We start from the raw sequence: 12239 nt of genomic DNA on the forward strand, positions 1-12239 counted from the left end.
CGTGACGCATGCAGCAGACACCCAGGATCATCACCATCGCCAATCAAAAGGGCGGAGTGGGCAAGACCACGACGGCGATCAACCTCGCCACCGCACTTGCGGCTATCGGGGAACGCGTCCTGCTGGTCGATCTTGATCCGCAGGGGAACGCCAGCACTGGGCTCGGCATCGACAAGCGGGACCGGGTCACCTCGTCCTACGATGTGCTGCTCGGGGAGCTTACGGTAGAGCAGGCGGCGCTCGAGACCGCGGTGCCGAATCTCTCGATCATTCCATCGACGATGGACCTTCTCGGCGTCGAGATGGAGATCGCGAGCGTATCCGACAGGGTCCTACGCTTGCGGAACGCACTCAGGCAATCGACGCCCGAGGGCAGGTATGGCTATGTTCTCATCGACTGTCCGCCTTCCCTGAACCTGCTGACGCTGAACTCTATGGCCGCTGCGGATTCGGTGCTGGTTCCCTTGCAGTGCGAGTTCTTCGCCCTTGAGGGTCTCAGTCAGTTGCTCGACACCGTCGATCAGGTCCGGAGGACCATCAACCCCGGCCTGGCTATCCAGGGAATCGTGATGACCATGTATGACGGCCGCAACAACCTCGCCAATCAGGTGGTGGAGGATGTGAGGACGCATCTCGGCGAAAAGGTCTATCACACCATCATTCCGCGCAATGTGCGCGTCTCCGAGGCACCCTCATACGGCAAGCCCGCAATTCTTTATGACCTGAAGTGCCCGGGAAGTCAGGCCTATCTCCAGCTTGCATCCGAAGTGATCAGGCAGGAGCGCAGGCTTCGGGCGGCATGAGTTCCAAATCGGCGGCGAATCCAATGAATGACGATCCTTCTCGACGGCGCCTTGGCAGAGGTCTTGCCGCGCTCATCGGCGAAATCGACAAGCCGACCACGCCACGGCAGGAGCCTGTGCAGGGCGATGCGAAGCTTCCCATCGAGCTCATCGAGCCCAACCCGCGAAACCCGCGTCGCACTTTCGCCGATGCGGACCTCACGGATCTGGCGCAGTCTGTGAAGGAGCACGGACTGGTACAGCCCGTGGTCGTGCGGCCCTCTCCTGGCAAAGCCGGGCGGTATGAGCTCATTGCCGGCGAGAGGCGGTGGCGGGCCGCGCAGCGCGCCGGACTGGTCGAAATTCCGGCGATCGTCCGGGAGGTTAACGACCGCACTGCGCTCGAGCTCGCAATCATCGAGAACGTCCAGCGCACGGACCTAAACGCGATCGAAGAGGCACTCGGTTACCAGCAGCTGATCGAGGATCACAACTATACCCAAGCCGACCTGGGACAGGTGATCGGAAAGAGCCGCAGCCATGTCGCCAACACGCTTCGCCTTTTGAAGCTGCCGGACGAGGTCCGAGACATGCTGGTCGACGGAGCTTTGTCGGCCGGTCACGCCCGCGCGCTCATCACTGCACCCGATCCAGCGGCGCTCGCCAGACGCATCGTCGAGGAGGGGCTTTCGGTCCGCCAGGCGGAACTGCTTGCGCAGAAGCCGCTGGAAGTCTCCTCAGAAGCTGCGAATGTGAGCCGACCTGAGAAGGATGCCGACACGGTTGCGCTGGAAAAGCTGCTTACCGACGTTACTGGGTTGAGGGTGGCGATCAAACACAAGGAAAAGGGCGGCGAGCTCAGGATCGCATATAAGAGCCTGGACCAGCTAGACGACCTCTGCCGGCGGCTGAAGACTTAATTCATCAGCGGCAGGAATTCATCGTCCGCGCTTAGCCGCGATTGCGATCCGCGTCAGGGTTTCGTGCGCCAGAGCGATGGCCAGATCGGGCCGTCGCCGCGTCTCGAGAACAGTCTGCTGAACCCGGTCGAGGAACTCCGCCAGGGTGCGGCTGTTCCAGCGCTCCAGTGCGGCCTCGACCAGTTTTCGGCGGGCGAAAAAGACGGGCGGCCTCGCTGCCGCAACTGCGGAACCGGCAGTCGCTCCCGTGCTTTCCATCGCCGCCCGCATGACCTGCAAGGACAAGAGCTGGCGCTGCAGCCCCGAAAGCACAGTGTAGGCTTGGCTCGTGCCCAGCGCCTGGCGGGTGAACGCCGTATCGAAGGCGGACAGATCGCCCGCAAGGACCGCATCGACTGCCTCATCCGCGGAGGTCGCTGAGGCGTCGCCCGTGAGGGCCCTCACGTCCTCTAGCGCGATGGAGCCGCGCCCCATCGCGAACAGTGCGAGCTTTGCCACCTCGCCCCGACTGGCCAGCCTGTCGCCGCCGAGATTCCGCCTCAGCAGCGCGCGCGCATCCTGGTCGATCGAAAGACCCGCATTGCGCAACTCGTCGTCTATGATGCCGTCCATGGCGCGGGCGTCATCAGCGTAGCAAGGCAAAGCCATCGCCGACCGCGCCGCCTCCACAACCGACCGCAGCGCGGTTCCCTTCTTCAGGTCACCGGCTTCGATCACCACGACCGCGTCAGCCGGCGGCGCTGCGCAGAGGGCCTTCATGTCCTCGGCCAGCGACTTCTGGGCCTGAGCGTTGCGTACCCACAGCAGACGCTTGCCCGAAAACATCGGGATGGTGTTGGCCTCGTCCAGCAGCCGCCCGGGCATCTTGTCGAGGTCAGCAGCATCAAGGCGCGCGACCGAGAACGGGTCGTTCAGGTCGACCCCGGCCTTTTCCGCGAACTTGGTGGCGCGCTCGGAGACAAGGCCACGATCCGGACCATAGACGAGCACGATCGACGTCCCAGCCGACTGGCGGGCAAGCCACGCGTCGACCTCATGTGCCTTGAGCTGAGCCATGGCCGCTGGTTACACCAACGCGGGCGAGACCGGAAGGCGGGCCCTGCACCGAGCCGCGAGCAATAATTGCGGAAACGTTGGGCTGATGAATTGAGCTTCGGAGGAAGCGGGTTTTCGGCGGGGAGTAGGACGATCCCTACTCGACGCTCGCCTCGATCTTCTCCATGTCGTCGTCGGACAGGCCGAAATGGTGGCCGATCTCGTGGATCAGCACGTGATTCACGATCGATCCTAGTGTCTCCTCGTTCTCGGCCCAGTAATCGAGGATGGCGCGGCGGTAGAGCGTCACGCGGTTCGGTCCCTCGCCGGTGGCCGGGTTCCAGCGTTCCGCAATGCCGCGGCCTTCGAATAGCCCGAGCAGGTCGAACGGCGTCTCCAGGGAGAGATCGTCCATGATGTCCTCGGTCGGGAACTCGGCGATCTGGATGACCACTTCCCCCGTCAGCTTGCGGAATTCCTCCGGCAGATGAGCATAGGCTTCCAGCGCCAGAAGCTCGAACTCCTCGATGGAGGGCGAGTGTTGATCGTGCCAGTCGCGAGTCTGGTAGATACGGGCCATTCTTTGTCCTTTCCGGGGCCATATAGCTTTTTGACCGCGCAGTTTCGAGGGGCTTGCGATCGGCAGGTCATTCGGGATCGTTTTGAGGAATAAATTCTTGCTGAGTCCGCTTGACTCTCCCGGGAGGCTCTGGAATCTATGAGAACATAACAGGAACACGGATCGGACGTGAACGTCATGGCGACCAGCGCCACGACGCGGGACGCACTTTGCGCCTTGCGTCATAAAATCGCAAAGATCGAAGGCCGTCTCGCCGAACGCCTGGACGACGCTGACGCGCCGGTTCCGGCAGGGGCGAAGGCTGGACGTCTTTGCATCGGGGCGGATCGCTTCGACAGGGCTCTCGGCGGTGGGCTGCCCAGGGCGGGGCTGGTCGAGATTCACGGGCGCGCCAGCCGTGACGCCGGCGCGACCGCCGCCTTCGCGCTGGCGCTCTGCCGTCTCTCTGCCGCCGCAGGCAAACCGGCCCCGCTGCTGTGGATCGGAATGTCGGAAATGTTCCGCGAGGCCGGCCGGCCCTATGCGCCGGGTTTGGCGGCGCGTTTCGGCCTTGATCCGGAGCTTCTCCTCGTCAGCGAAGCCCGCAAGTTCACCGACGCGCTGTGGGTGGCGGAGGAAGCCGCCCGGCTCGACTGCTTTTTGGCGGTTCTGCTCGAGATCCGCGGCGGCAAGCTGGAACTCACGCAGACGCAGCGTCTTCATAGCCGGGCGCTGGTCAGCGGCCGGCCGCTCTACATGATCCGCACGGCCGCGGAGCCGTCGCCGACCGCCGCCTCCGTGCGGCTGCTCGTCTCCCCTGCCCCGGCCGCGCCCCGCCGGACCTTACATGGGCCGCTCGAAGGCTCGATCGGTCCCCCTGGCTTTCACGTCACCATCAGCAAGAGCCGTACCGCAATCCCCGCCGCGTTCACGCTGGAGTGGAACGATGTTGCCTTTCGCGAAAGAGGAGCGCCTACCTCAGAGGATTCTGTCCCTGTGGTTCCCCTTCCTTCCGGCCGACCGGGTGCTTCGGCAGCGCCTGGGGAGGGGATGGCGCGCAGAGAAATTTTTTCCGGATCGGCCGCTGGTCTTCAGCCGGCGCGAGAACAACACCCAGCGTATCGCCGCGCTCGACGAGCGGGCTAGGAACTTACAGCTGAGGATCGGAATGGGCGTCGCCGAGGCGCGGGCCATGCATCCCTTTCTCGACATCGTTGAGGCCGATCCTGTGGCCGATCGCCGGCTGCTGGAAAGCTTGGCCGATTGGTGCGACCGCTACACCCCGCTGGTCGCGCTCGACGGAGAAGACGGGCTCTTCCTCGACATTACCGGCTGTGTGCATCTATTCGGGGGGGAGCGGTGCATGTTGGACGACGTGCTCGCCCGCTTCTTCCATCAGGGCTTCGATGTCCGTGCCGGCATTGCTTCGACGCCCGGCGCCGCGTGGGCGGCCGCACGCTTCGGCTACAGTCCCTTGGTCGATCCCGGACAGGAAGAGGATCTGCTGGCGCCCTTGCCGCTCGTCGCCCTGCGGCTGGACGCCGTGACCAGGGCCGGGCTCGAAAGCGTCGGCCTGCGGACGTCGGGCGCAATCATGTCGGCGCCACGCGCGCCGCTGGTGCGCCGCTTCGGCCGGCAGGTCGTGCTCAGGATCGACCAGGCTCTGGGACGCGTGGAGGAGGCGATCTCACCGCGCCTGCCGGTGCCGTCTTTGTCCGCAGAACGAGCCCTTGCCGAGCCGATCGGGCTGCTCGACGACATAGAAGCGCTCGTCGGGCTCCTTGCAAAACAGCTCAGGATCGATCTCGAGCGGCGGGGAGAGGGGGCTGAAAGCCTGCAGCTCAACCTCTTCCGCGTCGACGGCGCGGTCAGCCGCATCAGCGTCGGCGCTTCGCGTCCGCTGCGGGATCCAAAACTGATCCAGAAACTCTTCCATGAGAGGTTGGCGGCCGTGGAGAAGGACATCGATGCCGGCTACGGTTTCGATGTCGTGCGACTATCGGTTCCCGTCGTGGCCCGGTTCGACGCGATCCAATCAGATCTCAATGGCGAAGGAGGCGACCAGGGTGGGGACATCGCGATGTTCGCCGACCGCGTGAGGGCTCGGCTCGGGAACCAGGCGATCCTTGGGACCCGCCTGGTGGGAAGCCATCTTCCCGAGCGTGCAGCCATTCCGGAGCCGTTCTCGGCAATGGAGAAGCCGAAGCCATCGATCAGCCCCTCGTCTCGCCCAAATTCTGCTAAGTCGGCTGATCAATCGGCGTGTGCGACGGCCAAGGAACGACCCGTGCGCCTGCTCGAGCGGCCGGAATGCGTGGAGGTCGGCTTCGAGGAAGCGGCAAAGGGGCCGCAGATGCACTTCCGCTGGCGGCGCGCCTCCTACCGGATCGCCCGCTCCGAAGGGCCCGAACGCATCGCGCCGGAATGGTGGCGCGGAGAGGCGGAAACCGAGCCGCGGGACTATTTCCGGGTCGAGGACGAGGAGGGACGGCGCTACTGGCTCTATCGGCAGGCCAATGGCGGCGAGAATGCGCCCCGCTGGTTTCTGCACGGGGTCTTTGCATGAACGCTCCGGTCTCTCCCGCCTATGCGGAATTCGCCGTCCAGTCGAATTTCTCCTTCCTGCAAGGCGGATCGGCTGCCGAAGATCTGGTGAAGACCGCGGCCGATCTCGGCTACTCCGCGATCGGACTGGCCGACCGCAACACGGTGGCGGGCGTGGTGCGGGCCTGGAAGATGGCCGAGGAGGCCGGCATCGAATACCATCCGGGATGCCGCCTGGTCTTCTGGGACGGCACGCCGGATTTACTTGCCTATCCGCAGGACCGTCAGGGCTGGGGGAATCTGTGCCGGATGCTCACCGAGGCCAATCTGCGCGAGGAGAGCGAGAAGGGAATTCCGCGCCTTTACCGGAGTGACCTCCTCAAATGGGGAGATCGTCTTTCCCTCGCCGTGCTCGCCGACCCGCAGGTCGACCCGGAGGAGAGCCTTTCCTTGCTGACGCTCCTCCGCGACTGCTTCGGCGCGGCGGTGCGCCTCGCCGTCGCGCCGGATTTCGGCGGCGACGACCGGTTCTGGATCGAGCAGGCGGCGGCGCTCGCCGAAGCGGCCGGCGTGCCCTTGATGGCCGTCAACAATGTTCTCTACCACGTTCCGGAATGCCGCTCGCTCCAGGATGTGCTCACCGCGATCCGGCTCGGCGTCACGGTGGCGGAGGCGGGTTATGAGCTGCAGGCAAATGCCGAACGCCATCTCAAGCCTCCCCTGGATATGGCGCGACTGTTCCGCGGCCATTCCCATGCGATCAGCGAGACGCTCCGTTTCGCCGCAAGCCTGAAATTCTCGCTGGGCGAACTTTCTCATAACTATCCGGACGAGCCGACACGCGGCGGCGCCACGCCCCAGGAGGAACTGGAAAGGCTGACCTGGGAAGGAGCGGCAAAGCGTTTTCCTGGCGGGCTCGACGCTTCCCACTGGGCGACGATTACAAAGGAATTGGCACTCGTCGGTAAGCTCAAATACGCCGGCTATTTCCTCACCGTCCACGACATCGTGAAGTTCGCCCGCGCGCAAGGGATCCTCTGCCAAGGGCGGGGTTCGGCGGCCAATTCGCTGATCTGCTACTGCCTGGAAATCACCGATGTCGGCCCGGACCGGATGGAGACGCTGTTCGAGCGCTTCATCTCGGAGGAGCGAGGCGAGCCGCCCGACATCGACGTCGATTTCGAGCACGACCGGCGCGACGAGGTCATCGACTACATCTACAAGAAATACAGCGAGAAGCACACGTCGCTTGCCGCGGCGATCGTCACCTACCGTTCCCGCTCCGCCATGCGCGAGGTCGGCAAGGCGCTCGGCCTGTCCGAGGACACGATAACGGCGCTTGCCTCGGCGACCTCGCGCTGGTCTTCATCCGGGCTCGGCGAGAGCGAAGCGAAGTCGGCCGCACTGGACATGGGCCACCCACTGACGAAGCACCTTTTTGCCCATGCCAATGGGATCCAGGGCTTTCCTCGCCATCTGTCTCAGCATGTGGGTGGGTTCGTCATCACCCGCGACCGGCTGGACGAGATCGTGCCGATCATGAAGACCGCCATGCCCGAGCGGAAGATGATCGAGTGGGACAAGGACGACCTCGATGCAGTCGGCCTGTTCAAGGTCGATATCCTGGCACTCGGCATGCTCTCCTGCCTGAGACGCTGCTTCGAGCTTCTCAAGGCGCATTATCCGGAAGAGCAAGCCACCAGCCTGGCCGCGATCCCCGAAGGCGAGACCGCCGTTTACGACATGATCTGCCGGGCCGATACGCTCGGCGTCTTCCAGATCGAGAGCCGCGCGCAGATGTCCATGCTGCCGAGGCTGAAGCCGCGGGAGTTCTACGATCTCGTCATCGAAGTCGCGATCGTGCGCCCCGGGCCGATCCAGGGCGACATGGTGCATCCCTATCTGCGCCGACGGGAGGAGAAGGAGAAGCCCGAATATGTAAAGCCGGAGCTCGAGGCGATCCTCAAGAAGACTCTCGGCGTGCCGCTCTTCCAGGAGCAGGCGATGCGTATTGCGATCGTGGCGGGCGGTTTCTCGCCGGCCAAGGCCGACAAGCTGCGCCGCGCCATGGCGACCTTCCGGCGCGTCGGCACCATCAGCAAGCTGCAGGACGAGTTGATCGAAGGCATGGTCTCGCGCGACTATCCGCGCGATTTCGCCGAGCGCTGCTTCCGGCAAATCGAGGGGTTCGGCGAGTATGGCTTTCCGGAAAGCCACGCAGCCTCCTTCGCGCTGCTGGTCTATGCCTCCTGCTGGTTCAAGACCTTCTATCCGGACGTGTTCTGCGCGGCGATCCTCAATTCCCAGCCCATGGGTTTTTATGCGCCGGCGCAGCTGGTGCGCGATGCCCGCGAACATGGTCTCGATATGCGTCCGGTGGACGTCAACTTTTCGGCCTGGGACTGCCTCCTTGAGGAAGCGACCTTCGATTCGACGAGAGTGGCGAAGCGCCATGCGACCATGCGTCCCGTGATCCGGAGCCGCCATGCGGTGCGCCTCGGCTTCCGTCAGATCAAGGGCTTGTCGGAGAAGGACATGAAGCGACTCGTTGCCCAACGGGGACAGGGTTATGCCTCGGTGCGCGATCTCTGGCTGCGTAGCGGGCTGTCGGCCAGCGTGGTCGAGCGTCTCGCCGCCGCCGATGCCTTCCGTTCGCTCGGGCTGGATCGGCGCCGCGCCCTATGGGAGGTCCGTGCCCTCGATGCCGGAAGCGCTGCCGAGCGACTGCCGCTGTTCGAGCGCCCGGCGCTGCAACTCGCGGACAACGAGCCGGAAACCCGCTTGCCTTCGATGCCGCTCAGCGAACACGTCATCCACGACTACCGAACGCTGTCCCTTTCGCTCAAGGCGCATCCCGTCTCCTTCCTGCGGGAGCGGCTGGCAAAGGAGTGCGTGCTGCCCTGCAATGCGCTCGAGCAGATCGCCTCGGGCCGCCGGGTTTCGGTGGCCGGGCTGGTTCTGGTGCGCCAGCAGCCCGGCTCGGCCAAGGGCGTCATCTTCATGACAATCGAGGACGAGACCGGCATCGCCAACATCATCGTCTGGAAGAAGACGTTCGAGCGCTTCCGCCCGATCGTCCTCGGCGCGCGGTTTGTCCGGGTGCATGGCAAACTGCAGTCCGCATCCGGTGTGATTCACGTGGTTGCCGAGAGGATAGAGGACCTGACGGCCTGGCTCGGAACGCTGACCGAGGAGGCGGCGCTGCTCCACGGCCCACAGCGGCAGGAAGAAAACCAGCAGCCGGCCGGGCTCGGACCTGGAAAGGTCGGCTCGCATCCGCGGGCCACGCGGCTGGTGGGCAAGGCTTCAGATGCCGAGCAGGATCTGGTGGCGCTCTCCCGCCGCACAAGCACGGTTCTTCCGAAGGGCCGCAATTTCCAGTGAGCGCCATGAAATCTCATGGAGGCGCGCGATGAGTTAAACGACCTACCCCGTGCAAGGTTCACGATGTGCCGACACACCGCAGTTCGAGTCAGGGCATGCCAGCAACTATGTGCCTGGCGTTCCTTCGTCGCCGATGGATCGCGCCTCAGAGGGGAGCATGATCGGGATTCCGTCCCGCACCGGATAGGCAAGTTTCGCGGCGCGCGAGACCAACTCGCCACGATCCTTGTCCAGAGTGAGCTTGCCTTTCGTCAGCGGGCATACGAGCAACTCGAGAAGCTTGGGATCGATCCTGTTCTTTTCCTGCTGATGGTCCATGACTTCTCGCTAATGGCCAAGTAAGCGTGTGACTCTCCGGCCCTTCCACTGCGAAGCAGCCTATCGCCCGCATTCTTGGTTGTCACTGGCCGAACAACTTCTCACGTTAAGCGGCGATCCTCGCCGCCATGATGTCCTCGATCCTTGTGTCCGCTTCCTTGCGGACGCGGCTAGCCGTCTCGACGGCAAGCCGCGACCCTATCGTTGCCATCCTGCCGGCTTCGCTGTTGAATTCGCACGCGGCGTTCTCCACGAAAACGGAGCACACGTCGAAGGCATCGTTGTACTCGCCACTCTCGATCAGATCATCCAGGAGTTTTAGGTTCTGCTCGAAACGATGCTGCATGAAGCCCAAAACTTCGATCTGGTACCACATCACCGATTTAAGGGCCTGGGCGTTCAGCCGTGCCGCAGCGATCGCCATCTTCTGACCGGCTGCCAGGAACGGCATGGCTGTCGCCGCTTGCTCCCAGCTACATCGTTCTTGTTCTTGCATTGGGGTTTCCTCGATTTGAGCTCGAAACAGCATAGTACGGGTTGGCACCCGGTCCTTGACACCGATCAACGCCGGCTCGCTCGCTCGTGAAGATATGTTCGGCGCGGATTGCGCCCTGCGTCGTCCCTTGCAGGCTCGCGATGTCGACGCCCGGAAATGTTTGAGGCGCTTCCCCGAAGCGAACGCGCTTTTCGTAGCTGAAGCGTTTTGAACTCACTCCGCGCCGCAGTTGATCTTCCCCTTGTGGACGACCTCCACGCCCTTGCCGCCCGCATTGTCATAGGCCGTAAAGGTATAGTCTCCCGAGTAGCTCGGCTCGTCGTCGGCGTTTGCCCGGATCACCACCTCTACCGAACCGAACGGATCGGTGGCCTGCTCGCGATAGAACCCCACGCGGATCTCGCCATCGCGGAACCAGTATTGCGCAAGCTCCGACTTGCCGAAGCTGCTGTTGCGCAGGTCTTCGCGGACCTTCTTGTCCTCGGTTTCGGCGGTCGCCCGTAGATCGAACACAGCAAATCCCATCCCGTGTGTCACGCCCGCCTGCAGTTCGATCTTCACCGGGCCGTCCTCGCTGCTGCACCAGATCCCGCCCGAAGCCTGGACCGGAGCGGTCGCCAGCGTTGCCGCCAGCAGAATTGGAATGCGCATCTGATTCCCGCGATTGATTCAGGCCGATCGCAGCCCGGCTGTCGGAAGGAGTCAACCGCCGTCCCTGGCAAATTGCGGCGAGCGCGTGAAGCACCTCGACCCCAGTTGCCTTCCGCGTTCCCCATTGGCTAGACAACCTTCAAAGAGGGGGGCGGTCTTGGACAACGTCTCGACAATTCAGGGCGGCATCCACCGCGAGCACATCGCAGGGCTGCGCGAAAGAGAGGCGGCCGCCTTTCGCGCCGCCCGTCCTAAATCCGAGAAGAGTTTTGGCAGCGGGCTGACCGGTTTTTTAGGCGGCGTGCCGATGCACTGGATGAACGATTGGCCGACGCCCTTTCCGATCATGGCGGAGTGCGCCAAGGGCGCGACGATCACGGACATTGATGGCAATGTTCTTGCCGATTTCTGCTTGGGCGACACCGGCTCGATGTTCGGGCACTCGCCCGCGCCGGTGGTCGCCGCGATCCGGCGCCAGAGCGAGCGCGGGCTCACCTACATGCTGCCGACGGAAGATGCGGCCGCCGTGGGCCGCCTTCTGGTGGAGACCTTCGGCCTGCCCTTCTGGCAGATCGCCACCACCGCAAGCGACGCAAATCGCTTCGCGCTGCGGGTCGCCCGCGCCGTCACCGGTCGGCCAAAGATCCTGGTGTTCAATGGCTGCTACCACGGTGCGGTCGACGAGACCTTCGTCCGCCTGAAGAGCGGACAGCCGGCCAATAAGGCAGGGCTCGCCGGCGAGTTCCGCGATCTCACCGAAAACACGGAGGTCGTGGAGTTCAACGACACTCCGGCGCTGGAGCGGGCGTTGAGCGGAGGCGACGTCGCTTGCGTGATCACCGAACCGGTTCTCACCAACTCCTGCATGGTGCTCCCCGAAGACGGTTTTCATGCGGACCTGAGACGCGTGACGCGGGCGGCAGGCACGCTGCTGCTGATCGACGAGACGCACACCATCTCCACCGCGCGCGGCGGCTACACCCGCAGGCACGGGCTGGAGCCCGACATCTTCGTGCTGGGCAAGCCGGTCGCCGGCGGCGTCCCGGCGAGCGTCTGGGGCCTCAGCGCCGAGGTGGCGGAGCGCTACGAGCGCTATCTGTCGACCAAGGAGCCGGGCTATTCCGGCATCGGCACCACGCTTTCCGCCAACCCGCTCCAGTTCGCGGCGATGCGCGCGACCCTGGAAAAGGTGATGACCGCGGAGAACTACGAGCACATGGAAGGGCTTGCCGTCCGGCTTCAGGCGCGGCTGCTGGACGTGATCGCCCACCATTCGCTGCCCTGGCACGTCGCGCGGGTGGGTGCCCGCGTCGAGTTCATCTGTGCGCCCGGGCCGCTGCGCAACGGCAGCGAGGCCTATGCCGCCCAAGCCCCCGAACTCGAGGCGGCCATCCACGTCGCGCTGGTCAACCGCGGCGTGCTGATCGCGCCGTTCCACAACATGATGCTGATCTCGCCCGCCACGACGGGGGGCCAAGTCGACCGGCTGGTCGCCGCCTTCGGCGAGGTTGCAGCCGAACTCGCGGCGTGAGACAAGCACCCGCCTTTCA

The 12239-nt window shown here is 64.3% G+C and carries 11 protein-coding genes; 6 read left to right on the forward strand and 5 right to left on the reverse strand.

All coding sequences use genetic code 11. From position 1 onward, the window contains the following. The first annotated feature begins 8 nt into the window (after window positions 1-8). Window positions 9-803, forward strand: a complete 795-nt coding sequence (locus HUI96_RS14270; protein WP_188255336.1) for a ParA family protein — start codon at window positions 9-11, stop codon at window positions 801-803. Window positions 804-826: 23 nt separating this feature from the next. Beyond that, window positions 827-1702 (forward strand): ParB/RepB/Spo0J family partition protein, encoded by an 876-nt coding sequence (locus HUI96_RS14275; RefSeq protein ID WP_188255337.1) that lies wholly within the window; start codon window positions 827-829, stop codon window positions 1700-1702. Between the two features lie 18 nt (window positions 1703-1720). On the opposite strand, the gene holA is transcribed toward HUI96_RS14275, so the two are convergent. Both holA and HUI96_RS14285 read right to left on the reverse strand, forming a co-directional pair. Continuing rightward, window positions 1721-2758: a DNA polymerase III subunit delta gene (holA, locus tag HUI96_RS14280; protein ID WP_188255338.1), complete on the reverse strand. Its 1038-nt coding sequence runs from the start codon at window positions 2756-2758 to the stop codon at window positions 1721-1723. Window positions 2759-2894: 136 nt separating this feature from the next. Beyond that, window positions 2895-3317 carry a metallopeptidase family protein gene (locus HUI96_RS14285; RefSeq protein ID WP_188255339.1) on the reverse strand — a complete coding sequence of 141 codons (423 nt, stop codon included), beginning with the start codon at window positions 3315-3317 and terminating at the stop codon, window positions 2895-2897. A gap of 177 nt (window positions 3318-3494) precedes the next feature. Here HUI96_RS14285 and HUI96_RS29405 point away from each other — a divergent pair, with 177 nt between their 5' ends. From HUI96_RS29405 to HUI96_RS14295, 3 genes are read left to right on the forward strand one after another with little or no spacing between them, the layout of a single operon-like run. After that, a complete protein-coding gene (locus HUI96_RS29405) occupies window positions 3495-4442 on the forward strand; it encodes an ImuA family protein (RefSeq protein ID WP_237684135.1) in 948 nt (315 codons plus the stop codon). Further along, on the forward strand, window positions 4417-5862 hold the full coding sequence (locus HUI96_RS14290; RefSeq protein WP_337918384.1) for a Y-family DNA polymerase: 1446 nt from the start codon (window positions 4417-4419) through the stop codon (window positions 5860-5862). The genes HUI96_RS29405 and HUI96_RS14290 overlap by 26 nt, the downstream gene beginning before the upstream one ends. Next, the gene (locus HUI96_RS14295; protein ID WP_188255341.1) at window positions 5859-9224 is read left to right on the forward strand and encodes an error-prone DNA polymerase; all 3366 of its coding nucleotides are present in this window, start codon (window positions 5859-5861) and stop codon (window positions 9222-9224) included. Before HUI96_RS14290 ends, HUI96_RS14295 begins: the two co-directional genes overlap by 4 nt. A gap of 105 nt (window positions 9225-9329) precedes the next feature. On the opposite strand, the gene HUI96_RS14300 is transcribed toward HUI96_RS14295, so the two are convergent. The 3 genes from HUI96_RS14300 to HUI96_RS14310 form a co-directional block, all read right to left on the reverse strand. Next, a complete protein-coding gene (locus tag HUI96_RS14300) occupies window positions 9330-9542 on the reverse strand; it encodes a Trm112 family protein (protein WP_188255342.1) in 213 nt (70 codons plus the stop codon). A gap of 106 nt (window positions 9543-9648) precedes the next feature. Further along, complete coding sequence (locus HUI96_RS14305) at window positions 9649-10107, reverse strand: phasin family protein (RefSeq protein WP_188255343.1); 459 nt, start codon at window positions 10105-10107, stop codon at window positions 9649-9651. 144 nt (window positions 10108-10251) lie between these two features. After that, the gene (locus tag HUI96_RS14310) at window positions 10252-10689 is read right to left on the reverse strand and encodes a hypothetical protein (protein ID WP_188255344.1); all 438 of its coding nucleotides are present in this window, start codon (window positions 10687-10689) and stop codon (window positions 10252-10254) included. Between the two features lie 157 nt (window positions 10690-10846). Between HUI96_RS14310 and HUI96_RS14315 the strand changes: the two genes are divergently transcribed. Then, window positions 10847-12220 (forward strand): aspartate aminotransferase family protein, encoded by a 1374-nt coding sequence (locus HUI96_RS14315; RefSeq protein ID WP_188255345.1) that lies wholly within the window; start codon window positions 10847-10849, stop codon window positions 12218-12220. Window positions 12221-12239 lie beyond the last annotated feature (19 nt).

The sequence above is a fragment of the Pseudaminobacter soli (ex Zhang et al. 2022) genome (genome assembly GCF_014595955.1).
Lineage (GTDB): Bacteria > Pseudomonadota > Alphaproteobacteria > Rhizobiales > Rhizobiaceae > Kumtagia > Kumtagia pseudosoli.

What these genes read in the sequence shown, in the direction of transcription:
- HUI96_RS14275 (WP_188255337.1), top strand. Translation starts at nt 827, where the DNA reads ATGAATGACGATCCTTCTCGACGGCGCCTTGGCAGAGGTCTTGCCGCG.
- HUI96_RS14295 (WP_188255341.1), top strand. Translation starts at nt 5,859, where the DNA reads ATGAACGCTCCGGTCTCTCCCGCCTATGCGGAATTCGCCGTCCAGTCG.
- HUI96_RS14300 (WP_188255342.1), bottom strand. Translation starts at nt 9,542, where the DNA reads ATGGACCATCAGCAGGAAAAGAACAGGATCGATCCCAAGCTTCTCGAG.
- HUI96_RS14270 (WP_188255336.1), top strand. Translation starts at nt 9, where the DNA reads ATGCAGCAGACACCCAGGATCATCACCATCGCCAATCAAAAGGGCGGA.
- HUI96_RS14285 (WP_188255339.1), bottom strand. Translation starts at nt 3,317, where the DNA reads ATGGCCCGTATCTACCAGACTCGCGACTGGCACGATCAACACTCGCCC.
- holA (WP_188255338.1), bottom strand. Translation starts at nt 2,758, where the DNA reads ATGGCTCAGCTCAAGGCACATGAGGTCGACGCGTGGCTTGCCCGCCAG.
- HUI96_RS14310 (WP_188255344.1), bottom strand. Translation starts at nt 10,689, where the DNA reads ATGCGCATTCCAATTCTGCTGGCGGCAACGCTGGCGACCGCTCCGGTC.
- HUI96_RS29405 (WP_237684135.1), top strand. Translation starts at nt 3,495, where the DNA reads ATGGCGACCAGCGCCACGACGCGGGACGCACTTTGCGCCTTGCGTCAT.